This is a genomic window from Chelativorans alearensis, from assembly GCF_010993735.1.
Lineage (GTDB): Bacteria > Pseudomonadota > Alphaproteobacteria > Rhizobiales > Rhizobiaceae > Chelativorans > Chelativorans alearense.
Genome location: NZ_WQNI01000015.1, coordinates 41,797 through 66,103 on the forward strand (window position 1 = coordinate 41,797; position 24,307 = coordinate 66,103).

At 66.5% G+C, this 24,307-nt stretch carries 28 protein-coding genes; 14 read left to right on the top strand and 14 right to left on the bottom strand.

The window, feature by feature from the left end; translation table 11 throughout:
- The first annotated feature begins 251 nt into the window (after nucleotides 1-251).
- Complete coding sequence (locus tag GPJ75_RS21810; protein WP_163271291.1) at nucleotides 252-812, top strand: type 1 glutamine amidotransferase domain-containing protein; 561 nt, start codon at nucleotides 252-254, stop codon at nucleotides 810-812.
- Between the two features lie 82 nt (nucleotides 813-894).
- On the opposite strand, the gene GPJ75_RS21815 is transcribed toward GPJ75_RS21810, so the two are convergent.
- The 3 genes from GPJ75_RS21815 to GPJ75_RS21825 form a co-directional block, all read right to left on the bottom strand.
- On the bottom strand, nucleotides 895-1,359 hold the full coding sequence (locus GPJ75_RS21815) for an aminoacyl-tRNA deacylase (protein ID WP_163271293.1): 465 nt from the start codon (nucleotides 1,357-1,359) through the stop codon (nucleotides 895-897).
- 272 nt (nucleotides 1,360-1,631) lie between these two features.
- Nucleotides 1,632-2,585: an alpha/beta fold hydrolase gene (locus GPJ75_RS21820; protein ID WP_163271295.1), complete on the bottom strand. Its 954-nt coding sequence runs from the start codon at nucleotides 2,583-2,585 to the stop codon at nucleotides 1,632-1,634.
- A gap of 131 nt (nucleotides 2,586-2,716) precedes the next feature.
- On the bottom strand, nucleotides 2,717-3,766 hold the full coding sequence (locus GPJ75_RS21825) for an aldo/keto reductase (RefSeq protein ID WP_163271297.1): 1,050 nt from the start codon (nucleotides 3,764-3,766) through the stop codon (nucleotides 2,717-2,719).
- 356 nt (nucleotides 3,767-4,122) lie between these two features.
- On the opposite strand from GPJ75_RS21825, the gene GPJ75_RS21830 reads away from it, so the two are divergent.
- On the top strand, nucleotides 4,123-5,520 hold the full coding sequence (locus GPJ75_RS21830; protein ID WP_163271299.1) for an MATE family efflux transporter: 1,398 nt from the start codon (nucleotides 4,123-4,125) through the stop codon (nucleotides 5,518-5,520).
- On the opposite strand, the gene GPJ75_RS21835 is transcribed toward GPJ75_RS21830, so the two are convergent.
- The gene (locus tag GPJ75_RS21835; protein ID WP_163271301.1) at nucleotides 5,501-5,944 is read right to left on the bottom strand and encodes a hypothetical protein; all 444 of its coding nucleotides are present in this window, start codon (nucleotides 5,942-5,944) and stop codon (nucleotides 5,501-5,503) included. The two genes, GPJ75_RS21830 and GPJ75_RS21835, sit on opposite strands and share 20 nt — an antisense overlap.
- A gap of 190 nt (nucleotides 5,945-6,134) precedes the next feature.
- Between GPJ75_RS21835 and GPJ75_RS21840 the strand changes: the two genes are divergently transcribed.
- Nucleotides 6,135-7,172, top strand: coding sequence for a DUF1176 domain-containing protein (locus GPJ75_RS21840; protein ID WP_246249199.1), 1,038 nt, complete (start codon nucleotides 6,135-6,137; stop codon nucleotides 7,170-7,172).
- 27 nt (nucleotides 7,173-7,199) lie between these two features.
- Here GPJ75_RS21840 and GPJ75_RS21845 read toward each other — a convergent pair whose 3' ends face one another.
- From GPJ75_RS21845 to GPJ75_RS21875, 7 genes are all read right to left on the bottom strand, one after another.
- Nucleotides 7,200-8,081, bottom strand: coding sequence for an alpha/beta hydrolase (locus tag GPJ75_RS21845; RefSeq protein ID WP_163271303.1), 882 nt, complete (start codon nucleotides 8,079-8,081; stop codon nucleotides 7,200-7,202).
- 188 nt (nucleotides 8,082-8,269) lie between these two features.
- Nucleotides 8,270-9,883 carry an NTP transferase domain-containing protein gene (locus GPJ75_RS21850; RefSeq protein ID WP_163271305.1) on the bottom strand — a complete coding sequence of 538 codons (1,614 nt, stop codon included), beginning with the start codon at nucleotides 9,881-9,883 and terminating at the stop codon, nucleotides 8,270-8,272.
- Nucleotides 9,880-10,587 (bottom strand): XdhC family protein, encoded by a 708-nt coding sequence (locus tag GPJ75_RS21855; protein ID WP_163271307.1) that lies wholly within the window; start codon nucleotides 10,585-10,587, stop codon nucleotides 9,880-9,882. The genes GPJ75_RS21850 and GPJ75_RS21855 overlap by 4 nt, the downstream gene beginning before the upstream one ends.
- Nucleotides 10,588-10,590: 3 nt before the next feature.
- The gene (locus GPJ75_RS21860) at nucleotides 10,591-10,929 is read right to left on the bottom strand and encodes an XdhC family protein (RefSeq protein WP_163271309.1); all 339 of its coding nucleotides are present in this window, start codon (nucleotides 10,927-10,929) and stop codon (nucleotides 10,591-10,593) included.
- Nucleotides 10,930-11,041: 112 nt separating this feature from the next.
- Nucleotides 11,042-12,292, bottom strand: a complete 1,251-nt coding sequence (locus tag GPJ75_RS21865; RefSeq protein WP_163271311.1) for a vWA domain-containing protein — start codon at nucleotides 12,290-12,292, stop codon at nucleotides 11,042-11,044.
- Between the two features lie 4 nt (nucleotides 12,293-12,296).
- The gene (locus tag GPJ75_RS21870; protein ID WP_163271313.1) at nucleotides 12,297-13,226 is read right to left on the bottom strand and encodes an AAA family ATPase; all 930 of its coding nucleotides are present in this window, start codon (nucleotides 13,224-13,226) and stop codon (nucleotides 12,297-12,299) included.
- Between the two features lie 15 nt (nucleotides 13,227-13,241).
- Nucleotides 13,242-13,736, bottom strand: a complete 495-nt coding sequence (locus GPJ75_RS21875; protein WP_163271315.1) for a flavin reductase — start codon at nucleotides 13,734-13,736, stop codon at nucleotides 13,242-13,244.
- Between the two features lie 175 nt (nucleotides 13,737-13,911).
- Between GPJ75_RS21875 and GPJ75_RS21880 the strand changes: the two genes are divergently transcribed.
- The 5 genes from GPJ75_RS21880 (at nucleotide 13,912) to purB (ending at nucleotide 18,830) form a co-directional block, all read left to right on the top strand.
- Nucleotides 13,912-14,964: a branched-chain amino acid ABC transporter substrate-binding protein gene (locus GPJ75_RS21880; RefSeq protein WP_246249200.1), complete on the top strand. Its 1,053-nt coding sequence runs from the start codon at nucleotides 13,912-13,914 to the stop codon at nucleotides 14,962-14,964.
- Nucleotides 14,965-15,966, top strand: coding sequence for a P1 family peptidase (locus GPJ75_RS21885; protein ID WP_163271320.1), 1,002 nt, complete (start codon nucleotides 14,965-14,967; stop codon nucleotides 15,964-15,966).
- A gap of 254 nt (nucleotides 15,967-16,220) precedes the next feature.
- On the top strand, nucleotides 16,221-16,940 hold the full coding sequence (locus GPJ75_RS21890; protein ID WP_163271322.1) for a DUF2259 domain-containing protein: 720 nt from the start codon (nucleotides 16,221-16,223) through the stop codon (nucleotides 16,938-16,940).
- A 116-nt stretch (nucleotides 16,941-17,056) separates the two neighbouring features.
- Entirely contained in the window at nucleotides 17,057-17,464 is a 408-nt protein-coding gene (locus GPJ75_RS21895; RefSeq protein ID WP_163271323.1) for a hypothetical protein, read from the top strand.
- A 58-nt stretch (nucleotides 17,465-17,522) separates the two neighbouring features.
- Nucleotides 17,523-18,830 (top strand): adenylosuccinate lyase, encoded by a 1,308-nt coding sequence (purB, locus tag GPJ75_RS21900; RefSeq protein WP_163271325.1) that lies wholly within the window; start codon nucleotides 17,523-17,525, stop codon nucleotides 18,828-18,830.
- A 59-nt stretch (nucleotides 18,831-18,889) separates the two neighbouring features.
- Here purB and GPJ75_RS21905 read toward each other — a convergent pair whose 3' ends face one another.
- Complete coding sequence (locus GPJ75_RS21905; protein WP_163271328.1) at nucleotides 18,890-19,696, bottom strand: VOC family protein; 807 nt, start codon at nucleotides 19,694-19,696, stop codon at nucleotides 18,890-18,892.
- 213 nt (nucleotides 19,697-19,909) lie between these two features.
- On the opposite strand from GPJ75_RS21905, the gene GPJ75_RS21910 reads away from it, so the two are divergent.
- The gene (locus GPJ75_RS21910; RefSeq protein WP_163271330.1) at nucleotides 19,910-20,458 is read left to right on the top strand and encodes an RBBP9/YdeN family alpha/beta hydrolase; all 549 of its coding nucleotides are present in this window, start codon (nucleotides 19,910-19,912) and stop codon (nucleotides 20,456-20,458) included.
- 20 nt (nucleotides 20,459-20,478) lie between these two features.
- Here the strand turns inward: GPJ75_RS21910 and GPJ75_RS21915 are convergent, their stop codons facing one another.
- A complete protein-coding gene (locus tag GPJ75_RS21915; RefSeq protein WP_163271336.1) occupies nucleotides 20,479-21,258 on the bottom strand; it encodes an HpcH/HpaI aldolase family protein in 780 nt (259 codons plus the stop codon).
- A 9-nt stretch (nucleotides 21,259-21,267) separates the two neighbouring features.
- Nucleotides 21,268-21,588: a DUF1476 domain-containing protein gene (locus GPJ75_RS21920; protein WP_163271338.1), complete on the bottom strand. Its 321-nt coding sequence runs from the start codon at nucleotides 21,586-21,588 to the stop codon at nucleotides 21,268-21,270.
- Nucleotides 21,589-21,831: 243 nt separating this feature from the next.
- Between GPJ75_RS21920 and purC the strand changes: the two genes are divergently transcribed.
- Genes purC through GPJ75_RS21945 form a run of 5 tightly spaced genes read left to right on the top strand, consistent with a single transcriptional unit; the run spans nucleotide 21,832 to nucleotide 24,248 of the window.
- Entirely contained in the window at nucleotides 21,832-22,620 is a 789-nt protein-coding gene (gene purC / locus GPJ75_RS21925; RefSeq protein ID WP_163271340.1) for a phosphoribosylaminoimidazolesuccinocarboxamide synthase, read from the top strand.
- A 28-nt stretch (nucleotides 22,621-22,648) separates the two neighbouring features.
- Nucleotides 22,649-22,891: a phosphoribosylformylglycinamidine synthase subunit PurS gene (gene purS, locus GPJ75_RS21930; RefSeq protein WP_163271342.1), complete on the top strand. Its 243-nt coding sequence runs from the start codon at nucleotides 22,649-22,651 to the stop codon at nucleotides 22,889-22,891.
- A gap of 21 nt (nucleotides 22,892-22,912) precedes the next feature.
- Nucleotides 22,913-23,173 (top strand): hypothetical protein, encoded by a 261-nt coding sequence (locus GPJ75_RS21935; RefSeq protein ID WP_163271344.1) that lies wholly within the window; start codon nucleotides 22,913-22,915, stop codon nucleotides 23,171-23,173.
- Entirely contained in the window at nucleotides 23,170-23,838 is a 669-nt protein-coding gene (gene purQ / locus GPJ75_RS21940) for a phosphoribosylformylglycinamidine synthase subunit PurQ (protein WP_163271346.1), read from the top strand. The genes GPJ75_RS21935 and purQ overlap by 4 nt, the downstream gene beginning before the upstream one ends.
- Entirely contained in the window at nucleotides 23,835-24,248 is a 414-nt protein-coding gene (locus GPJ75_RS21945; RefSeq protein ID WP_163271348.1) for a hypothetical protein, read from the top strand. The genes purQ and GPJ75_RS21945 overlap by 4 nt, the downstream gene beginning before the upstream one ends.
- Nucleotides 24,249-24,307 lie beyond the last annotated feature (59 nt).

Below are 24,307 nucleotides of genomic sequence, written 5' to 3' on the forward strand. Positions count from 1 at the left end.
CTTAGATAAGCGCTTTCGGTTTTAAAGCAAGGCGGCTCTTGAAAAATATTCGCCGGGCGGCGTGCGGCGCGCGGCGTTCTCTGCCTGTCGAGACCACGATGCCTTTTCGCTGAAATGGCATCATGATCTCTTTCCTTGTTTGAGCATGATCTTTTGCGAAGACCGATATCCACTTTTCGGGATCATGCTCCAGGAACAGACCCCTCCCCCTCTCCGTTGGGCAGCCAGACCTCGAAACAAGGGAGAACGCCATGCACCATCTTTCCGGCAAGCGCATCGCCGTCCTCGCCACCCACGGCTTCGAGCAGTCCGAACTGGAGGTGCCGCTGAAAAAGCTGCGCGAGGCGGGCGCGGGGGTTCACGTGGTATCGCCGGAGGCGGGCGAGATCAGGGGCTGGGACAAGAAGGACTGGGGAGACACGGTGACGGTCGACAAGACGCTCGAGGAGGCACGCCCCGCCGACTACGACGCTATCGTGCTGCCCGGCGGCCAGATCAACCCCGATCTCCTCCGCGTGGAACCGAAGGCGCTCGATTTCATAAGGAGCTTCTGGACCGACAACAAGATCGTCGGCGCGATCTGCCACGCTCCCTGGCTTTTGGTCGAGACCGGCATCGCCAAGGGCCGCCGCCTGACCTCCTATCACTCCGTCAAGACCGACGTGATCAACGCCGGCGGCAGGTGGGAGGATGCGGACGTCGTCACCGATGAGGGCCTCGTCACCAGTCGCCACCCGGGCGATCTCGACGCCTTCTGCCGCAAGCTTACCGAAGAGATCGCCGAAGGCCGCCACCAGCGCGGCGCGGCTTGAGGGTGGCTGAGGGCGCCTTCGCGCCCGCAGCGCCAGGTTTTCCGTATCCGGGCAGTGCCAGGGTGCGGGCGTGCCGCAGCCCTCAGCCGCTGATGTGCCCGCGCGGCATGCCGTACATCAGCCGTTCGAAGCCGTCGTGGCTGACATGCACCAGTGTGCGGTGGTCGCCGCCCTCGAAGTACACGTCGCCGCTCACCTCCAGCCCCTCGTCGATGACGCAGGGCAGATGGTAGGGCGCGCCGAAGATCGGCACCGCGCCCTCATCGCAGTCGGGGAACAGCGCGGCCGCTTCCTCCTCGCTCGCCAGCTCCACTTTCTCGCCGACGATGTCGCGTACCTTCTTGAGGTCCACCCGGCGCGAGGCGGGAAGGACGGCGAGAATGTAGCTGCTGTCCCATTTCAGCACCACGCCCTTGGCGAGCGCGGTGTTGGGCACATGGCTCACCCGCGCCGTCATCTCGGAATTGCTGGTCTTGTTGTGCTTGGCGATATCGTACGGGACGTGGTTGTCCTTCAGATATTCCTGCATTGTCATCGCGATACCCATGACCTCATCCTTTCCCGGTCACATCGCCGCGCAAGCACGGCGGAAGCGGCCGACGGGAATCGCAGGCAAAGGCGGCATGTGCCGTCCTTTGCGAGACCAGCGCCACGTCAGTCCGCCTGCTGGTCAGTCGAGGGGGAAGGATACACCCGGCAAACGTCCGCGACAAGGAAAGCGGTGGGGTGATTGGCGCCGCGTTAACCTGAGTTCAGGGCCTTGTGCCTGCAACGGCCGCATTGCCGGAAACCGGATGGGGCGGGGAGAGAGGGAGGGGCCTACTGCCCCTCCTCCACGTGATCGGCCCAGCTCTTCACGTCCGTCTCGCCGTTGAGGAAGGGCAGGACCGTGGGGACGATTTCGGGGCCGAAGAAGATGTCGTAATGCGTGCGGTTGGGGATGATGGCCAGCCGGTTCTGCGACATGTTCTCGCGCATCCAGCCGGCATCGCGGAGCCCGCCGCCCAGAAGCTGATAGAACTCGACGATGTGCTCGGGGCGGTACATGTCGCTGTCGCCGAAGACGAGCATCACCGGCATATTCAGCGTCTTCACGTCCTCGGCCCAATTGTAAGGTTTGCGCATGAGCGCGCCCATATTGTCGAGCAGCTTCGGAAACTCCGAGACGTCGGGCGCCACCGCCGCGTAGGACTGGTACATGGGCGTATCCTTCATCATCTCGGCCATCCCGGCGCCCACCTGAGCCTGCTGCGGCAGCATCTCGGGATAGAAGCCTTCCTGGGCAAAGCCGGCCGAGACCAGCGCCAGCCGGCGCACCATCTCAGGGTGCTGGACGGCGAAGCGGAAGCCGGCGCCGCCGCCAAAGGAATAGCCGAGCACGTCGACCTTTTCGTAGCCGAGTTCCTCGATCACCACGGCCAGGTCGTCGCCAATGTCGATCAGGTCGATCTCGCGGTCGCCGAGCTGGGTGCGGCCGTGGCCGTGCAGGTCGACGGCGATGACCTCGCGGCCGGCGGCGAGCGCCGGCAGAACGGGGCCGAACATGTCGAGCGTTCCGAGCCCGCCGTGGAGCAGCAGGAGCGGCTCGCCCTTCCCGTGGATTTCGAAGTAGTAATTGACGCCATTGGCCTCGACATGGCCGCTTCTGGCGGGCTCTGGCTTGGTGGCCTGTGCTTGCATGGTCGTCTTTCCCTCCTCGGCAGTTGCAATGGCGGGCACGGCGGCGAAGGCCGTGGTGGCGATCGTGATGGCGATAAGCGTGTTCTTGATCATTTCGGTCTCCCTCTTCCTCCGGCGTCCGCCGGCTTCAATGCACCGAGGACGAAGGAGGGGGAGGGTTTCCGACATGGGTGGGGGAAAAGGCTATAGGGGCGCCGACCGGTCCCTGACCGGATGCTGCCGCCCTACGGACAGGGATTGCCCACCTTCTGGTGCAGGGCGTCGACCGCCGCCTGCATCTCCTCCGTCCAGGCGACGTCGGCCGAGGCTACCGCTTCCTTGAGCTGGGCCATGGTGGTGGCGCCGATGATGTTGGCGGTCAGGAAGGGCCGGGAAACGACGAAGGCGTTGGCGAAGGTGGCGGGCGTGAGGCCGAAGGAGCGGGCGAGCTCGTTATAGGCGAGGAAGGCTTCCGCCGCCCCCGGCTTCTCGTAGCGCTGCAGCCGGTCGAAAAGCTCCTTGCGCGAGCCCTTGGGCAGCGCGCCGTGGTCGTATTTGCCGGTCAGGTATCCCTGTGCCAGCGGTGAATAGGCAAGGAGGCTCACATCCTCGCGCGCGCAGGCCTCGGCGAGGTTCACCTCGAAGGTGCGGTTGACGAGGTTATAGGCGTTCTGCAGCGAGGCGATGCGCGGGCCGGTGCCCTTCTCCGCCTCGGCGATGAAGCGCATGAGGCCCCACGTGCTCTCGTTCGACAGGCCGAGATGACGGATCTTGCCGGCCTTTACGAGGTCGTCGAAGACGGCCAGCGTCTCTTCGATCGGCGTCTCGCCGGGGTGGCGCTCCGCCTTCCCCGTCACCCGCGTGGGGTTGGAGCCCCAGGGGATCGACCGGTCCGGCCAGTGGATCTGGTAGAGGTCGATGTACTCCGTCTGCAGCCTCTCCAGCGATTTATCGATGGCGTCCATGATGTCGGCGCGCACCAGCTTCGAGGACCGTCCGCCGCGGAACCACGGGTTCGCCGTACGGCCCACCACCTTGGAGGCCAGCACGATCCTGTCGCGGTTGCCGCGCGCCTTCATCCAGGTGCCGATGATGCGCTCCGTCGCCCCTTGCGTCTCCGCCTTGGGCGGAATGGGGTAGAGCTCGGCCGTGTCGAGGAAGTTCACACCCTTCTCGAAGGCGTAGTCCATCTGGGCGTGGCCCTCGGCCTCCGTGTTCTGCTCGCCCCAGGTCATGGTGCCGAGACAGATTTTCGAGACGAGGAGATCGGTGCGGCCAAGGCGGCGCTTTTCCATGGGGCTTCTCCGGTGGTTGAAAGCGGGCGGACGCCCGAGGGAGAGCGCCATTATAAGCGAGCAAACGTGCCGCGCCAACGCCCTGCGGCCGCCCGACCCATCAATCGAACTGCATACTGGCACAACAGAAATTGACTTGTTTGCTTGCCGGAAACCGATAAAAGCGGCTAGTGGTGCGATCCTGACAGATGGTACCCATCTGTCAGGACAAATCGCCCCACCAGCTTAATAGCTTGTGGGCTGACTTTTCCAAACAGATGGATACCATCTGTTTGGGTCAGACCATTAGGGGGCGAATTGCGCCCCATTTTGCCGCGGCACGAACGGCGGCAACCATCCACGGGAAAGTCCGGGTCATGTCTGTGCTGGCTTCCGGCGCGGGAGCGCCGACGGTCAATTCCTGGCTTGCCGAGGCGCGCGCCACGCTGGCGCTCGCCTGGCCGATGGTCATGACCAACCTTGCCCAGACCGCCATGAACGTCACCGACGTCATGATGATGGGGCGCCTGTCGCCGGCCGCGCTCGCCGCCGGCACGCTCGGCCATAATCTTTATTTCCTGCCGGTGATCTTCGGCATCGGCCTTCTGGCGGCCACCTCGCCGATGATGGCGAGCGCGCTCGGGCGCAAGCAGCATTCGCTGCGCGAGGTGCGGCGCACGGCGCGCCAGGGCCTGTGGATGGCGATCGCCGTGTCGCTGCCGGTCTGGCTCTTCCTCTGGCAGTGCGAGGCGATCCTGCTTGCCATGGGCCAGGATCCGGACCTTGCCGCGCTGGCCGCAAGCTACATGCGGGCGCTGCAATGGGCGGTGCTTCCCTTCTTCGGCTACATCGTGCTGCGCTCCTTCATCTCGGCGCTCGAGCGGCCGGGCTGGGCGCTCGTGGTGGCTTTCTTCGCCGTCGGCTTCAATGTCCTCGCCAACTGGTGCCTGATGTTCGGCAATCTGGGCTTTCCCGCCCTCGGCATCGTCGGCGCCGGCATCGCCACGACGCTTTCGAGCCTCCTGTTGTTTTGCGGCCTCGTCGCGGTTGTCTCGCTCGACCGCAATTTCCGGCGCTACCGGCTTTTCGGCCGCTTCTGGCGGCCGGACTGGCCGCGCTTCATGGGGCTTTTGAAGCTCGGCCTGCCGATCGCCGCCATCCTTACCTTCGAGGTGTCGATCTTCAACGCCGCGGCCTTCCTGATGGGCCTCATCGACGCCGTGGCGCTGGCCGCCCATGCCATCGCCATCCAGATCGCCTCGGTCAGCTTCATGGTGCCGCTGGGGCTCAACCAGGCGGTGACGGTGCGCGTCGGCCGCGCCTTCGGGGCGCAGAACGCGCACGCCGTCACCCGCGCCGGCTGGACGGCCTTCGTCATGGGGGTGAGCTTCATGGCGGCGATGGCGCTTCTCATGCTTTCCGCGCCGCGGCTGCTGATCGCCGGGTTCCTCGACCTTCAGGCACCGGAGAACCAGCCGGTCATCGCCATGGCGGTCACCTTCCTGGCGCTTGCCGCGCTGTTCCAGATCGCCGACGGGGCGCAGGCGGTGGCGAGCGGCATGCTGCGCGGGCTGCACGATACCACGGTGCCGATGGTCTATGCCGCCGTCGGCTATTGGGGCATCGGGCTGCCGTTCGGCGTCGTCCTCGCCTTCCCCTTCGGCTATCAGGGCGTCGGCATCTGGCTCGGGTTGTTCACCGGGCTTGCGGTGGTCTCGGTGCTGCTTCTTTCGCGCTGGCTGGGCCGCGCCAAGCTCATGCCTTTTTACGCCTGAAGCGGCCGCGCTTGGCGTCGTCGATCAGCATGTTGGCCACCTGCATGCGGATGATGGCGCGGGCGCGCAAGTGCTCGGGCACGCGGTCGGGATGGTTGCGGAAGGCGAAGTCGCGGCGCAGCCGGTCGAGCTCCTTCGGCTTGGCCCGTTTGCCGAGGCCGAGCTCGCGGGCGATGTCGTCGGGATCGACGGAGGGCTCCGGCTCCACGGCTTTGGCCGCCGGCTTTGCCGGACCCTGATCCGCAAACGTCCGGTAGGCCGCCTCGATCATGTCTTCCGAAAACCTGATCCGGCCGGAGTAAAGTTCCTCGGCGACCGAGAGATAGTCTACCGAAACGAGATGGGCCCGGTCCGGCTCGCGGCCGTGCTCGGCCAGAAGCTCGTCCAGCATATTCGCGAAGTCGCGCGGCGCGCGCGGTGCCATGAGACCTCCATCCCCGCCCGTTGAGGTACCGATCGAGGAGTTGAGGCTAAGCTTCTGGCGTTAAAAAAGGTCTTCCAGCCGCACATTTATTTTAGCCTTTGGAAGACCGCCTGCTCCCGGTTCAAACCTCGGCCGCCCGTGCTATGGTCGACAGGAGCGGACGGATGAAACATGACCCGGAGCAGCATCCATGAAGCCACTTCTCCTTGTCGCGGCCATGGCCTCTTTCTGGCTGGTGCCGGGCCCTCCCCCGACTGCCGCCGAGCCCGCCTATCTGGACGACCGGTCGAGCCCGGAAGCGCTGGTCCGCTCGCTCTACAACGCAATCAACCGCAAGGAATATGCGCGCGCCTACGCCTATTTCTCGACGCCGCCGGCCGAGACGCTGGAGGACTACGCCGCCGGCTACGCGGATACCGAGAGCGTGGAGGTGGTGGCCGGCCTTGCGAGCCGGGAGGGCGCCGCCGGCAGCGTCTACTACGCCCTGCCCGTCGCCATCCTGGCGCAGGACGCGAGCGGTGAGGACCAGGTGTTCGCCGGCTGCTACACGCTGAGGCTCGCCGACCCGCTGGTGCAGACGACGCCCTTCACGCCGCTTCACATCGAGGAGGCGCATCTTTCGCCGGCCGACGGCCCGCCGCGCGATGCCTTGCCGCCCGCCTGTGGCGACGCACCGCCGCAGGAGGAAGGCAATATCCTGTTCGAAGAGGCCAAGAAGATCTTCGCCACGCTCTATGGCGATGAGTGCCGGACGGGCGCCGACGCGCCGGAAGAACCGCAGCACCACGTCATCCCTTACAACTACGCCTACGAAGAAGAGGACACGCCGCCGCACGAGGCCCATATGTTCCGCTTCTTTTGCAACGTCGGCGCCTACAACGAGACCCACGCCTATCTGATGACCGACGGGCGCGGACAGCTCCTGCCGCTGCGCTTTGCCACGCCGGAGCTCGACATACGATATGAGAACGACGACATGGAGGGGGCCGTGGAGGAGATGCGGATCATCGGCTATACGTCCGACGACCTGCTGGTGAACTCGGAATTCGACCCGGACACGCTTGAGATCACCTCCAGCGCCAAGTGGCGCGGTCTGGGCGACGCCTCCGCCTCCGGCATCTGGCTCTTCCGCTCCGGCGTCTTCACGCTGGTGAAATACGAGGCCGACGCTTCCTACGACGGCGAGGTCAATCCGGAACTGCTGGTCGACTACTACAGCACACCGTGAGGGGCACGAAGGGGCGCCGATACCTCTCTAGCGCCTGACCGATAGCATCCAGTTGAGCGTCTCGCGCCAGTCGGTCATGCGGATGGGCGTGCCGTGGGTGCCGGTCTCGAAGCGCACGAAGCGAACGGGATAGCCGGGTGCCGCGGCACCGATCGCGCGATAGAAGGCCTCCTGCCTTTCGATGGGGAAAACCGTGTCGCGGCTGCCGTGGGCGATGAGGAGAGGCACGCGGCGGCGGAAGGCTTCCGATTCGATGAAATCATCGTCCCACATGGAGCCCAACAAGAGAAGGCCGCCGAGCCGCGGCGCCAGCGCCGGGTCGCGGGCAAGCCGCCAGCACAGCGCCCCGCCCATGGAGCCGCAGGCAAGGAAGACCGGCGCTTCCGGGGAGCGCGCGGCGTAGTGAGAGATGAGCGCGGCCACCTTCGCCGCGCCCTTGTCGCCGAAATCGGACACGTCCGGCGACAGATAGAGCCCGCCGTTGCGGCCCATCAGGTTCTTTATGCGGTTGAAATTGCCGCCGAAGGTGAAGTCGTTCACCCCCTGGTGCCGGTTTCCGCCCTGACCATGCAGATAGATGGTGATAATGCGCGGGTGGGCCGGACGGCCAACGGCGAAATGGCGCAGGGGGCCGGCCTTCGTATCGGCGGCGAGGTCTTGCTGCAGGCGGCGGATGTCAGTGCTGACATAGCGGCCCCTGACCTGCCGCTCCGGCACGGCATCGCGCTGGTTGATGTCGCGGAGCTCGCGGTAGTCGATTACGCGGTAGGCGCCGTTGTCGCGGGTCTCGAGGGTTTGGGGGTAGGTGAAGAGCCGGTCCTTGAAGGGGGCGAGTTGGAGGGCTGCGACGGGGGTGGCGAGGAGGATGGAAACGAGGCAGAGGAGAGTTGGGAGGAGACGGCGGCGCAAACGGCCTTCGCCCCCCTCAGCCCCAGGGCTATCGCATATGGGTCCTGAGTCCTTGACGATACCCCCACCCCTCACCCCTCCCCTCAAGGGGGAGGGGGACGATGCCGTGCTCGGCCTGCCTCCCTCCCCCTTGAGGGGAGGGATTGAGGGTGGGGGTCCGGCGAAGCTGAACAAAGACGATAGCGCCACTACCGCCCCTCGAGCACGCCGCCGGCGGCCTGCAGCGCCTCCGGCGTATCCACGTCGAGGCTCGCCGCCGCGCCGAGCTCCACGTCGATCACCTCCAGCGGGGCGCTTTCGATGATGTGGCGTGCGCCGGTGTCGCCTTCCAGGCGCTCGACCTCGGCAAACAGGACGCGCGGCAGGATCACGGGATTGCCGCGCTTTCCGCCGTGGGTGGCGCGCACGATCGCCTGGCCGCCGGCTTTCACGAAGGCTTCGATCAGGCGGTCGAAATCGGCGGTGGTCACCTCCGGCATGTCGGCCAGCGCCACCAGTGCGCCGGCGGCGGATGGGGGAAGCGCGCGGATGCCGGCCTTCAGCGAGCTGGCGAGCCCGGTGGCGAAATCCTCGTTCTTCACCTGCCTGAGGTCGAGGCCGGAAAGCGCCTGCGAGACCGCTTCGGCCTCGTGGCCCAAGACGGCGACCGCGCCGGCCGCCCTGCTCTCCGCCACGCGTTTCGCCGTGCGGCGCACCAGCGTCTCTCCCGCGAAATCGGCAAGTAGCTTGTTCTCCGCGCCCATCCGGCGCGACTGGCCGGCGGCCAGGAGCACCGCCCAAACCTTGGCCGGCGCCGGCTTCGCGGCCACCTCGCGCGGTTGCGGGCGGGTGGGGATTTCCATGAGAAGGCCGCCAACGCCCATGCTGGCGATCTCCTCCGGGCTTACCTGAAGTCCCGCCACGAGGCGGTCGAGCACCCAGTCGAAGCCGTTGAGCTTGGGACTGCGGGCGCAGCCCGGCGCGCCGAGAACCGGTTTACCGTCGAGCGTGCCGACGACGAGCAGGTTGCCGGGATCGACCGGCATGCCGACGCGCGAGACCGTGCCGCCGACGCGGCGGATGGCGGCTGGAATGACGTCATCCTCGTCGCAGACGGCGGAGGCGCCGAAGACGAGGATCATGTCGTTATCGGCAATCTGCGCGCGGATGGCGGCGGCGACGCGCTCCTCCTCGTGCGGCGGCCGGTCCTCGCCGGTCAGCCGGCTTGCCGAGCGGGCAAGGCGGGCCTCGGTGATGCGGGCGGTCTTGTCGAGCACGCTCGGCTTGACGCCCGGCAGGACGCTCTGCACGAGACCGACGCGGTGCGGCGCGAAGGGTTTTACGGAAAAGGCCTCGCGCGCCGCGCAAGCCGTCTCGGCCTGCGCCACCAGGTTTTCCGGCACGGCGAAGGGGATGATCTTCACCGTCGCCACCATCTGCCCCGCCTCGACCGTGGCGAAGGGCTCCAGCGTGGCGATGGTGATGGCCGGGTCTATGCCGTTGATGGCGTCGATGACCGCCCTTTCGACGAGGAAGACACCCGCCTCGGACGCATGCAGGTTCACCCGCCCGGTGGCGGGCGGGCGGGCTTCCACGTGGGCGGCATGAAGGGCGGCGGCGATGCGGTGGGCGGCGGCATCCTCGTCAAGGTCGCCCGCATCGAGGACGGCGGCGATCACCTCGCGCACGCCCGCCTCCCGCAGCATGCGGATATCGTCGGCCGTCAGCCGATGCGCCTTGCGCAGGCGCTTGTCGCCAGCAGCGGTGGCGTGGGCGAGAATGGCGCCCTCCGCCTTTTCGATTGCTACGGGACCGAACCTCACGCCGCCTCGCCTTTCCGTGCTTCGAGCCCGCGCGAGCGCAGGGCTTCGATGATCTCCGCCAGCACCGCGACGGCGATCTCCGGCGGGCTTGCCGCACCGATGGCAAGGCCGATGGGCGCGTGGATGCGCTCGATCGCGGAGGACGGGACACCCGCCGCCGTCAGCCGCTCCACGCGCCTTGCGTGGGTCTTGCGGCTGCCGAGCGCGCCGACATAGAAGCAGCCGGCATCGAGCGCGGCCTTCAGCGCCGGATCGTCGATCTTCGGATCGTGGGTGAGCGCGGCGAGCGCGCAATAGGCGTCGAGCGGGCTCCTTGCCAGCGCCTCCTCCGGCCATTCGGCGTCGAGCCGCACGCCGGAAAAGCGCTCCGGCGAGGCGAAGGCCGTGCGCGGGTCGATGATGTGGACGTCGAAGCCGGCCATGCGCGCCATCGGCGCCAGCGCCTGGCTGATGTGGACGGCGCCGACCATGACGAGCCGCGGCGGCGGCAGGTGCACGTTGAGGAAGAACGTGCGGCCGTCGACTTCCATCGTGGCGGACTTGCCGGAGCGGAACGCCTTCTCCACCGCCTCGCCCAGCGGCCCGGCAACGGGATCGCCCTCGACCACCACCCGGTCGCGCCCGTCGTCGAGGTTGGTGACGAGGAGAGCCGCGCGGCGTTCGCGCCGGCATTGATTGAGTTTTTTCAAGGCATAGGGGTCCATGGCTCAGCCCAGCCGCTCGACATAGACCTTGATGCGGCCGCCGCAGGAGAGGCCGACCTGCCAGGCCGTCTCATCGGCGACGCCGAACTCCAGCATGCGCGGCTTGCCGTCGGAGAGAACGTCGGCGGCTTCCGCCACCACGGCACCCTCGACGCAGCCGCCGGAGACGGAGCCCTCGAAATGCCCCTCCCCGTCGATGATCAGATGGCTGCCCACGGGCCGCGGGGCCGAGCCCCAGGTTTCCACCACGGTGGCGATGGCCACGTCGCGGCCCTCCTTCATCCAGTCCTCGGCGGCCATCAGCGGGTCGAGCGGCTCGCCGCTTTGCGTCTGATCGAGCATCTTTCGCCTCCTGTGAGTGCGGTTGAGAGACCGGGCTGGAAGCAGTGGGAAGGACCGCTCGCCGACATCTCCACACGAAATCCCGGCATGTGCCAGACCCACTCCAATATGGTCACGCGGACAGGCGGTTGCCAAGACCCTCGACGGTCATCGCTCTCATGCGTCCGCGCGGCGGCGGGGTGGAGAGCGCCCGGCACAGGTCCTCCAGCGCTTCCAGCGTGTGGACGGGGCGGAACTCGTCGACGTGCGGCAGCATGGCCCTTACGCCGCGCGCCCTGGCCTCGAAACCCTCGAACCGCAGGAGCGGGTTGAGCCAGATCAAGCGGCGACAGGATTTGTTGAGCCGCTCCATCTCGTGGGAGAGCCTCTCGATATCGTCGCGCTCCAGCCCGTCGGTGATCAGGAGCACCGTTGCCCCCTGCCCGAGCACGCGGCGCGACCACAGACGGTTGAAGGTGAAAAGCGCCTCGCCGATGCGCGTGCCGCCGGACCAGTCCTGCACGGCATTCGCGCATTCGGCCAGCGCCTCGTCGGGGTCGCGGTGGCGCAGCTGGCGCGTCAGGTTGGTGAGCCTGGTGCCGAAGACGAAGGAGTGCACGCGGCGGCGCTTTTCCGTCAGCGCGTGCAGGAAATGCAGGAAGACGCGCGTGTACTGGCTCATGGAGCCGGAGATGTCAGCAAGGACGACGAGCGGCGGGTGCACGCGGCGCGGGCTGCGGAAGCGCGGCAGGATGAGGTCGCCGCCAGTGCGCAAGCCGAAGCGCATCATGGCGCGCGGGTCGATCCGCCCGCCGCGCGGATCGGGACGGAAGCGGCGGGTGGCGACGAGGTCGTGCGGCATGACGAGTGCGGCCATCGCCTGCCGCGCTGCGACAAGCTCCTCCGTCGTCATCTGCGCGAAGTCCTTGTTGCGCAGCACCTCGCTGGCAGACAGCGAGAGGCGCGCGTCAAGTTCGATCTCCTCGTTGCGCGCGAGCGGGTCGCGGCGGTCGTTGCGGAAGGCTTCGCTGGCCCGGGTCTCGCCGGCGCGCGGCTTCTCCTTCTCGGCCCGGTCCGGGGCGACCGGTGAGAGCATGGCCAGCATCTTCTCGATCAATTCGCGCGAGCGCCAGAACAGGCGAAAGGCCTCGTCGAAGACGGCGTGGTCCTCGTGCCGCTTCACGAGAACGGCGTGCAAAGTCCAATAGAAATCCTCGCGCGTGCCGATGCCGGCCGTCAGCACGGCCTCGATGGCGTCGGTGACGGCGCCCGGTCCGACGCGCAGGCCCGCCTTGCGCAGGGCGCGGGCGAAAAAGACGATGTTGTCGGCGAGCCGCCCTTCCGGGTCGGCGCTTTTTCGGCGTTGCTTGCTGCCGGCGGCCATGACCTCAGCCCGCGGCTTCCAGCTCGGCCTTGACCTCGCTCAGGATCTTTGCGCCCTCGCCCTCCTGCAGCCGGGCGATGTCGTCCTGGTATTTGAGCAGAACGCCCAGCGTGTCGGAGACGGTCTCGGGGTCGAGCGCGACCTTGTCGAGTTCGGTGAGCGCGCTCGCCCAGTCGATGGACTCGGCCACGCCCGGCACCTTGAAAAGGTCGATCTCGCGCAGTTTCTGCACGTAGTGGACCACCTCCTCGGAAAGGCGGCGGTTGGCCTCGGGCACCTTGCGGTGGACGATTTCGAGCTCGCGCTCGGCATCGGGATAATCCACCCAGTGATAGAGGCAGCGGCGCTTCAGCGCGTCGTGGATCTCGCGCGTGCGGTTTGTGGTGATGATAACGATGGGCGGCTCGTCGGCGCGGATGGTGCCGAGCTCGGGCACGCTCACCTGGTAGTCGGAGAGGATTTCCAGAAGGAAGGCCTCGAAGGCCTCGTCCGTGCGGTCGAGCTCGTCGATGAGGAAGACGGGGGCAGCGTCAATGCCGCCGGAGAGCGCCTCCAGGACGGGGCGGCGGATCAGGTATTTCTCGGAGAAGACGTTGTGCTCCATGATGTCGCGGTCGGCCGTGCCCGTCGCCTCCTCCATGCGGATCTCGATCATCTGGGCGGCATAGTTCCACTCGTAGACGGCCGAGGACACGTCGAGCCCCTCGTAGCACTGGAGCCGGATGAGGCGGCGGCCGAGGGAGGCGGCCAGCACCTTGGCGATCTCCGTCTTGCCGACGCCCGCCTCGCCCTCCAGGAACAGGGGCCGCTTCATCTTCAGGGCCAGGAAGAGCACGGTGGCGAGCGCCCGGTCGGCCACGTAGTCGCCATTGGCCAGAAGGTCGAGCGTCTCGTCGATCGACTGCGGGATGGGGCGCGGGGTGAGTGCGGACATTGTTTCTCCGGAAGCTTAGAGAACGCGGTAGCCGCGGTCGTGGTAAAGCAGCGGCTCAAGGTTAGCGCCGACGCGCAAGCCTGTCACCTTGCCGAAGTAGACGCGGTGGGTGGCGAAATCCTTGGTGTCGACCACCTGGCAGTCGAACACCGCCATGGCATCGGCAAGCGCAGGCGCACCCGTCGACAGGTTCTCCCACTCGGCGAGCGCGAAGCGCTCGTCTTGCGGCAAGCCGGTAAGGCCGGAGAAGGCGTCGGCCAGCTCCCGGTGCTCGGCGGCCAGCGTGTTGAGCGCGAAGACACCGTTCTTCAGGAAGAGATCGTTGTTGGGGTTCTCGCGGTTCAGGCAGACGAGAACGATGGGCGGGCTGTCGGAAACGGAACAGGCGGCGATGACGGTGACGCCGCGGCGCCCGGCGGCCCCGTCGGTGGTGACGACGTGCACGGCGCCGGCAAAGCGGGCCATCGCGTCACGATAATGCTGCGGTCCTATGTCGTTGGTCTTCAGCACGAAAATTCCCCGTCGCCTCGGTTTACAGATAGGTTGCGGCCAGGCGCATACAAGCGGCCGGCGGGCCGCCTCAATAGCGTGTTGCGCCCGGCCCCGCCACCATTTACCAGTGGCGGAACTTCGGAACCATGCGTGTCAATTGAGGATTTTCGGCCTGTACTCCTTGCGTTCAACCGTGCTTGCCCTTCAACTTTCCGCCCTGGCGGCGGTGGGCCCGGCGCATGCGCAGGAGGTGATCGTCGGCCTTGCGGCGCCGCTGAGCGGCAATTTCGCCACACTGGGCACGCAATGGGCGGAAGGCGCGCGGACGGCGGCAGGGCGCGACGCGGGGGCGCGGCTGGTCGAGGCGGACGATGCCTGCACCAAGGAAGGCGGGGCCGCGGCGGCCCGCGCGCTGGTGGAGGCGGGCGCGGCGATCGTCATCGGCTTTCTGTGCACGCCGGCCGTCGAGGCGGCCATGCCGATCCTGAAGGAAGCTGGCGTTCCGGTCGTCACCCCGGTGCGCACGGGCGGCCTGACCGACCAGAAGGCGCGCACGGGCTGGCCGGTCTACCGGCTCGGCCCCCGCTCCGACGACGAGCGCGAGGCGGTGGCCGACATCCTGACCCGGCGCTGGCGCAACGAATTCTTCGCCATCGTGGACGACGGCACGATCTACGGGCGGGAGCTTGCGGAGAACCTGAGGGCGGCCGCCGGACTGGCGGAGTTGGAGCCGGTCTTCACGGACACGTTCAGACCTCAGCTCGACAACCAGATCGGCCTTGTGGGCCGGCTGCGGCGGGCGGGCGCGACCCATGTCTTCGTCGGCGGCGACCGCAGCGATATCGCCATAATGGCGCGCGATGCCGGGGAACTCGGCTATCAGGTGACCCTGGCGGGCGGCGAGGCGCTCAAGGCCGAGGACGGCTTGGTGCCGCTTGCCGCCGGCGTGCTGATGGTCGGGCTGCCTGAGTGGCATGACCTCGCCTCCCCGCAGATACTTCAGGCGCTGCGGGAGGCGGGCGTCGAGCCGGAGGGCTATGTGCTGCCTGGCTATGCGGCCGTCCAGCTTGCGACGGGTGCCGTACGCGTCGCGGCCGAGGACGACAGGCCGGTCGGGGAGATTTTGAACGATTTCGCCTTCGATACGGCGATCGGGATTGTCCGCTTCGATGAAAAGGGCGATCTGGCGCGCAACATCTACCGGCTTTTCCGCTATGACGGCGAGGAATTCGTGGAGGTCGAATAGATGTTCCGGACCGGGGCCAGGAACCTCATCACCGATGTCGCGGGCCTGAACGTCGGCAACAGCCAGGATGCGCGGCTGAAATCCGGCGTGACCGTGGTTTTGTGCGAGGAGCCGGCGACGGCGGGCGTCAAGGTGCTGGGCGGGGCGCCGGGCACGCGCGAGACGGACCTTCTGGCGCCGCACAACCTCATCGAAAGCGTGGATGCGGTGGTGCTTTCCGGCGGTTCGGCCTTCGGGCTCGATGCCGCCTCCGGCACGCAGGGCGCGCTGCGCGAAATGGGCAGGGGCTTCGAGGTGGGCGGCTTCCGCGTGCCCATCGTGCCGGCGGCGATCCTGTTCGACCTTGCGGGCGGCGGCGACAAGGACTGGGGCCGCTTCCCGCCCTATCGCGAACTTGGCTACGAGGCGACGCAGGCGGCTGCGGCCGACTTCGCGCTCGGCTCGCACGGCGCCGGCACCGGGGCCACGACGGCGGGGCTGAAAGGCGGGCTCGGATCGGCCTCGTGCATGCTGGCGAACGGCGTCACCGTCGGCGCGCTGGTGGCCGTCAACGCCGTCGGCTCCACGACGATCGGCGATACGGCGCATTTCTGGGCGGCGCCCTTCGAGATCGATGCCGAGTTCGGCGGCCTCGGCCTCCCCTCGCCGCTTCCCGGCAACGCGCACGATGTCGCCACCAAGCTCGGCGGAACAAGGCCCGGCGGCAACACCACCATCGGCGTGATCGCCACCGACGCGAAACTCACAAAGGCCGCCGCGCACCGGCTGGCGATCGCCGCCCACGACGGCTTCGCCCGCGCCATCTGGCCGGCGCACACGCCGCTCGACGGCGACCTCGTCTTCGCGCTGGCGACGGGGCGCGGGGGTGTGGAACCGGATATGAGGGAAAGCATCGAGCTCTACGCAGCGGCCGCCGCGACGATGGCGCGCGCCATCGCCCGCGGGGTTTTCGCGGCGGAGAAGGCGGAAGGGGATGTGTTGCCGGTGTGGTCGGAGCGGTGAGGCTGCCTTCCCTTGGGGATAATTGCGAGCGACTGCGCTACCCCCCACTCCGTCTCGGCCTGCGGCCGATCCACCTCTCCCCCGAAACGGGGGAGAGGAAGCGCCGGCCGCGACGCAGGGCTCCCTTCCTCTCCCCCATCGAATGGGGGAGAGGTGGATCGGCCGCAGGCCGAGACGGAGTGGGGGCAGCGCCCCTCGCCCATGGTGGCGGAACAGGATATAGTCGCATTGCGAGAAAGAGAGGGGCTTCTTCCATGCCGACCTTGCGCCTGTTCGCGGCCCTTGCCGTGCTCCTGCTGGCGTTGCCCGCCGCGCGTGCCGGCGATACGGCGACGGTGGAGATCCTCGGTTTCAGTACCGACGGCGGCATTTTCGCCTTCGAGGAGTACGGCATCCAGGACGGTTCTGGATTTCCCTATGCCAACCGCTTCTACATCGACACGGCAAGCGACAGCTTCCTGCCCGGCACGCCGGTCCGCGTGCGCATCGATGACGAGGAAGCGACGCTGGAAACGGTGAGGCAAGAGGCCAAAGATCAAGGCCAGGCGGTGATTTCCGACGCCGAGCTCACCCCCGGCTTTACCGCCGGCTGGAACGCGGTGACGGAGCTTTCGGCCGATCCGCACCGCATGATGGTAAACCCGCGCCCCGTGGTGCCGCCGATCGATGGGGCGCTGGAGTTCCGCCTGGAGGAACTGCACCTTCAACAGCCCGAAAGCTGTGAGGACCTGGGCACGATCATGGGCTTCCGCCTCCTGCGGATCGGCACCGCGCCGGGCGATGAGACCACGACCGTGCACGAGGACGAAACCGTCCCGTCGAGCCGCCGCTGCCCGCTCGGCTACCGGCTGACGGGCGTCCAGACCTATCATCCACAGGGCGGGGCGGCCGTCTTCGCCGTTCTGATCGCCGTCCGCAGTTTCGGCTTCGAGGGGCCGGACCACCGCTTCATCGCGGTCGCGGGACAGCTTTAGGCGTGCAGCACGGCCCTTTCACGCCCGTTTCGGCGGCATATTCCACGAGCCGTGCAGAAGCCGCGCTGCCGCCCATAGGCGCAACAGTGCTCGGCACGGTGCTTTGGAGCCTGATAATGGGCGCAAGCGCTCTCGCCGGGATCGCGCACTGGGCCGATCATTCGCGGGTCGCCATGATCACCCTCACCTTCACCCTTGGTGCCGCGCTCGCCTTCCCGGCCGCCCTCTACGCGGCCTGTCAGGTGGCGCGGCGCTTCGAGACCAGCCGCCGCTTCGCCTGTTTCTTCCTGGCGCTGGGCGTTATGACCGTCGGCCTCACCGCGCTGGTCTTCGCATTCCAATACGTGGCTTCCGTTGCCGCCTGGCATGAGGGGGTAGGTCTCCACGACCTTGCCGACTGGCTCCTTTTTACCACGGCGACCGCACTCTACGAGTTTGCCGTGCTCGGCCTGAGGCTCTATTTTCCTTACGGGCTGTTTGCCCTTTTTGCCTTCGGCCTGTGGTTTGCCGCCCGGTTGCGTTGACACCCTCCGCTCGTCTGCTACACCCCGGATGACTTCCCTTCGAAGAACAGGCAGACGCATGATCCCGCGCTATTCGCGGCCCGATATGGCCGCCATCTGGTCGCCCGAGACGAAGTTCCGCATCTGGTTCGAGATCGAGGCGCACGCGGCCGACGCCATGGCCGAACTCGGCATCGTGCCGAAGGAAGCGGCCAGGACCATCTGGGAGAAGGCGGGCAACGCCACCTTCGACATCGAGCGCATCGACGAGATCGAGCGTGAGACGAAGCACGACGTTATCGCCTTCCTGACGCATCTGGCCGAGATCGTCGGGCCGGAGGCGCGCTTCGTGCACCAGGGCATGACCTCGTCGGACGTGCTCGACACCTGCTTCAACGTGCAGCTCACCAAGGCGAGCGACATCCTCCTTGCCGATCTCGATGCCCTGCTCGCGGCGCTCAAGAAGCGCGCATACGAGCACAAGGACACCGTCACCATCGGCCGCAGCCACGGCATCCATGCCGAGCCTACCACCTTCGGGGTGAAGCTGGCGCAGGCCTATGCCGAGTTCTCCCGCTGCCGCGCGCGGCTGGTGAATGCGCGCGAGGAGATCGCCACCTGCGCCATCTCCGGCGCCATCGGCACCTTCGCCAATATCGATCCCCGCGTGGAAGCGCATGTGGCGGAAAGGATGGGCCTCAAGGTGGAGCCGGTCTCCACCCAGGTCATCCCGCGCGACCGGCATGCGATGTACTTTGCCACCCTCGCCGTCATCGCCTCCTCCATCGAGCGGCTGGCGACCGAGGTGCGGCACCTGCAGCGCACCGAGGTGCTGGAGGCGGAGGAGTATTTCTCGCCGGGGCAGAAAGGCTCCTCGGCCATGCCGCACAAGCGCAACCCGGTGCTCTCGGAAAACCTTACCGGGCTTGCCCGCATGGTGCGCGCCTATGCGGCCCCCGCCATGGAGAATGTGGCGCTCTGGCACGAACGCGACATCTCGCATTCGTCGGTGGAGCGCATGATCGGGCCGGATGCGACGGTGACGCTGGATTTCGCGCTGGCGCGGCTGACGGGGATGATGGAGAAGCTGGTCGTCTACCCGGAAGCGATGGAACGGAACCTCAACCGTTTCCGCGGCCTCGTGCACTCGCAGCGCGTGCTTCTGGCGCTCACCCAGGCCGGCGTCTCCCGCGAGGACGCCTACCGGCTGGTGCAGCGCAACGCCATGAAGGTGTGGGAAGAAGGGGCGGATTTTCTGCAAGAGCTGCTTGGCGACACGGATGTGCGGGCGGCGCTTTCGGAGGACGAGATCCAAGAGAAATTCGACCTCGGGTATCACACGAAGCACGTGGATACGATTTTCAAAAGGGTGTTTGGGGAGGGCTGATTCTTCCGCAAGCTTTCCGGATAGCTCGGCATTTCCACCTAAATGCAGCCCGCTATAGGTCAGCTCGAGGGCACCACCCGCACCACCGTCCCCCACGGGTCTTCCAGCGTACGTTCCTCCTCGGCATCGGCCACCCGCATCGCCACCCATGCAAGGCCGGCGCGCCCGGGATCGCGCCGTTTCGCACCGGGGCTGTGCCAGCTGTTGGCGCCGATGTGGTGGTGGTAGCCGCCCGAAGCGAGGAAGACCGCCTGTGATCCGTAATGGGCCATGGTGTCTAGGCCCAAGGCTTCGTGCCACCATCGCTCGGCCTCCGCCGGCGCGCCGACGCGCAGGTGCACATGGCCGATGACGGCGCCCTCGGGGGCGCCTTGCCAGGCATCGTCGGCGCCTGGCGTCGCAAGAAGGCTTTTAAAATCGAGCGGCAGGGTTTTCATGGCGACCTGGCTGCCGTCCCACTGCCAGCTTTCGCGTGGGCGGTCGGCATAGATCTCGATACCGTTTCCTTCCGGGTCGCTCAGATAGATCGCCTCGCTCACCAGATGGTCGGAGGCGCCCTCGAGCGGGGTTTGCCGTTCGATGGCGCGGCGCGCCCAGCGGGCAAGGTCGGCGCGGGCGGGCAAGAGGAAGGCGGTGTGGAAGAGGCCCGCTTCGCGCGGGTCGTCCGGTGTGGCGGCGGCATCCTCCTCGATCGTCAAGAGCGGCCTTTCGCCGGCGCTAAGCACGATCGTTCCATTGCGCCGCGATTGTTCAAAGAGGCCTACGGTGTCGCGATAGAAGGCGGCCAGCTTGTCCGCGTCGCGTGCCTTGAGACCGATTTCCGCGACGCTGACCGGCGTGGTGGCGGAGAAGGGAAGGTCTTTCATTTCAAACTCCTGGCGCTGCATGCTGAAACACCGCATCATGCAAGCCTGATGGGAGCCGGCCGTCATCACCGCCGGTTCCTGAGGATAATCGGTGTCGTTCGACTATTTGATACCGCCCCGCTTTATGCACAAGCGCTGAACAGCGAACACCGTGTTCACCGATTTCGGCCCAGGCGGTTGCGCCTGTCCGTGAGGGTGGCTACATGCGGCGCCATGAAAGCCAAGGACGCCGACATCCTCATCATCCCCGGATACACCAATTCCGGCCCCGACCACTGGCAGAGCCGCTGGCAGGTGCGGCTGTCGACCGCCCGCCGCGTCGAGCAGGCGGAGTGGAGGAAGCCGGTGTGCGAGGACTGGGTGGCGAGGCTGGCCGAGGCGGTGAACGAGGCGGAGCGGCCGGTGGTGCTGGTTGGCCATTCACTGGGCGTGGCGACGGCGGTGCAGGCCATTCCCCACTTCCGCAAGGCGGTGGCGGGCGCCTTCTTCGTGGCGCCGCCGGAAGTGACGAACCCGAATATCAGGCCGAGGCACCTGATGACCTTCGGGCCCTACCCGCGCGATCCCCTGCCCTTTCCCGCAATCGTGGTGGCCAGCCGCAACGACCATTTCGGCAGTTTCGAGGCGGCCGAGGATATCGCGGCGGCCTGGGGCGCACAGTTTCTGGATGCCGGCAATGCGGGGCATATCAACGCTGAAGCGGGTTTCGGCCCATGGCCCGAAGGCTCGCTCACCTTCGCGCGGTTCTTGTCGCGGCTTTAGGGCGCTGCGTCTGGCTAGAGCTATCCGATGCTTTCTTTCGCCCGCGCGATGAGGTTGTCCGCCCCCTTCGCCAGATAGACCCCTTCGTTGCCGATCGCGAAAAGGCGGTAGCCCATGGCGTGGTAGCGCCCGACGAGGGCCGGATCGACCACGTAGATGGCCGCGTGCTTGCCGGCCGCCCGTGTCTTTTCGGCGATCGTTGCGACCGCCTCCATCATGCCCTCGTGGGCGGGATCGACGGTTTTACCCTCGGTCCAGGCGATGGAGAAATCCGAGGGGCCGAGGAAGATGCCGTCGATGCCATCGACGGCCAGCATATCGTCGATAAGGGAAAGGGCGGCGCGCGTTTCCACCATGGCGAAGGCGACCGTGCGGCGGTCGGCCCCGGCCAGCCAGCCGGCGGCATCAAGCTCGCCGCACCGCTGCATGGCGATGGCCGGCCCCCAGGAGCGCTCGCCGCGTGGCGGGTATTTCATCGCCGCGGCGAAGCGGTGCGCATCCTCAAGCGAGTTCACCATCGGCGCGATGACGGCTTCGGCCCCGAAATCGAGCGCGCGACTTGCCATATCGAAGCGGCCGACCGGCACGCGGACGATGGCGTGGCGGCCGTGGAAGGCCAGAGGCACGATGCCGCGCAGCACGCTGTCCTCGTGATGGCCGCCGTGCTGCATGTCGAGCGTGACCGCGTCGAAGCCGAGGCAGGCGACAGCCTCGACGGTCAGCGCATCGGGGATCGACGACCAGGCCGTGAGAATCCCCTCTCCGGCCTTAAGCCGGTCTGCCAGCGTTGCTGAGCGCATGGGAGCGGCCTATGCGTTCTTGACCTGATCGATCGCCTCGATGAGGAGCTCGCTCATGGTGCGGCGGATCTGATGGTCCGACTGCTGCACGCCGGCGGCGTCGAAATCGCGCCGGACCTTGCGGAAGACGTCTTCCTCGCCGGCTTCCTCGACGTCGGCCTTGATCACCTCGATCGCGTAGGCATCGGCCTCGGCGCCGGTCTTGCCCAGCTTCTCCGCCGCCCACAGGCCGAGCAGCTTGTTGCGGCGCGACATGGCCCTGAACTTCATCTCTTCGTCATGGACGAATTTGCGCTCGAACGTCTCTTCGCGGTCTTTCATGCTGCTCATGCTCTATTTATCCTCCGGCATCGCCCGTGCCGCCATGGCGGCTTTCGGCTGCTAGAATAGCAGGTCGGCACGGACAAACCAGAAGCTTGGTGGCGGGTCAATAGAGCCGTTGATGGCGCTAAATGGCGATTGAGATAGCGGCGCGTTTGCGCTAGACCGCATGAAGCCGTTAAGGCGCACCTCTTTTCGAGCCGGCCATGTGACCAACACCCTGAAAAACCGGCAAATAGCCCAGGAAAAGCCATGAACCGTCGCCGCCGCATCTATGAAGGCAAGGCCAAGATTCTTTATGAAGGGCCGGAGCCCGGTACGCTGATCCAGTTCTTCAAGGACGACGCCACCGCCTTCAACAAGAAAAAGCACGAGATCGTCGACGGCAAGGGTGTGCTCAACAACCGCATCTCCGAGTATATCTTCGAGCATCTGAACCGGATCGGCATCCCCACCCACTTCATCCGCCGGCTCAACATGCGCGAGCAGCTGATCAAGGAAGTGGAGATCATTCCGCTCGAGGTCGTGGTGCGCAATATTGCCGCAGGATCGCTTGCAAAGCGGCTCGGCATCGAGGAAGGCACGGTGCTGCCGCGCTCCATCATCGAGTTCTATTACAAGGCCGATGCGCTGGACGACCCGATGGTCTCCGAAGAGCACATCACGGCCTTCGGCTGGGCGAGCCCCCAGGAGATCGACGACATCATGGCGCTGGCCATCCGCGTCAACGACTTCCTGTCCGGTCTTTTCCTCGGCGTCGGCATCCAGCTCGTCGATTTCAAGATCGAATGCGGGCGGCTGTTCGAGGGCGACATGATGCGCATCGTCGTGGCCGACGAGATTTCACCCGATTCGTGCCGCCTGTGGGACATGGCCACGCAGGACAAGATGGACAAGGACCGCTTCCGCCGCGACATGGGCGGGCTGGTGGAAGCCTACCAGGAGGTGGCGCGCCGGCTCGGCATCATGAACGAGAACGAGCCGTCCAAGCCGAGCGGACCGGTGCTCGTGTCCTCCAAGGATGGCGAGACGCGCCACTGAGGGCGCGTCCGGCACGGAGAGAAGCGAAGTGATCAAGGCACGAATCATCGTCACCCTGAAGAACGGCGTGCTCGACCCGCAGGGCAAGGCCATTGAAGGCGCACTCGGAGGCCTCGGCTTCTCTGGCGTCGGCTCGGTGCGGCAGGGGAAAGTGTTCGACGTCGAATTGCAGGACGGCGACCGCGCGAAAGCGGAAGCCGCACTGAAGGAAATGTGCGAGCGGCTGCTGGCGAATACGGTGATTGAAGATTATAGTATTGCCATTACCTGAAGTTGCGCCGAAGGACTGCAGATGGCGGAAGCTACCAACGAGCTGATGTATGAGCTGCTGAAGCGCATGCAGCATGACTTGACGGAACTCAGGGCAGACGTTTCCGAGGTCAAGACCGAATTGAATGTCATTCGCGGTCATATGATCGGAATCCAGACGGATATCCATAATATCTATGGCATCCTTTCCCGCCACGACGACCGGCTCGACCGCATAGAACGGCGCCTTGAATTGCGCGAAATGGCCGAATCACCACAGAAACCCTACGATCCGAACGCATGAAATCAGCCGTCATCCAGCTTCCCGGCCTCAATCGCGACCGCGATATGATTGCCGCGCTCACCAAGGTTTCCGGCAAGGCGCCGATCACCGTCTGGCAGACCGAGACGGAATTGCCCGATGTCGACCTCATCGTCATTCCCGGCGGCTTCTCCTATGGCGATTACCTGCGTTGTGGGGCGATCGGCGCGCGCATGCCGGTGATGAAGGCGGTGGCGGAGAAGGCGGCGAAAGGCGTGATGGTGATGGGTGTGTGCAACGGCTTTCAGATCCTTCTGGAAGCGGGGTTGCTGCCCGGCGCCCTGATGCGCAACGCTTCGCTGAAATTCGTCTGCCGCGAGGTGAAGTTGGAGGTGGCCAATGCCAACACCGCGTTCACGCGCGGCTATGCGCCGGGTGAGATCATCCGCTGCCCCGTCGCCCATCACGACGGCAACTATTTCGCCGATCCCGACACGCTGGCCCGCCTCGAGGGCGAGGGACAGGTGGTCTTCCGCTACGCCGAGGGCACCAACCCCAACGGCTCCGTCAACGACATCGCCGGCATCATCGGTGAAGGCGGCAATGTGCTGGGCATGATGCCGCATCCTGAAAACCTGATCGAGGCCGCCCATGGCGGCTCCGATGGGCGGGCGCTCTTCGAAGGTCTTTTGGGAAAAGCCGCGTGAGCCGGACGCAAGGGGGCTTGGCTTCCGGCGCGTTGCTGCTCGCCGCCCTTCTGGCCGGCTGCCAGAGCGAGCCGATGGGCGGGCCGCTGGCGCTGCAAATCGAGGCGCATGAGCCGGTTGCGGCGCTCCAGCGGATCAACGAGGCGGGCGCAAGATGCTGGGTCCGCTCGTCGGATGCTGCCTTCAGGGACTTGCATCTCGTGCCCGAGCTTGACACGAGCGCCGGACGTCCGCGCCTTCTTCTGCTCAGGAAGGGCAAGGCCGAAGGCCTGCCGGTGCTGGTGATCGAGGCCGCGGGCTCGCCCGTCACCGTAACGACCTATGGGCCGCTCGCCAGCACGCGCACCGGCGGACGGGTGAACGCGGACATCATGCGCTGGTCGAGCGGAACGCCGGACTGCCGTGGGTAGACCCCTTCGCGGTTAGGCGGGCTTGGCGGAGAAGAGATGTCGTTTCGGCCTCCCGCCTA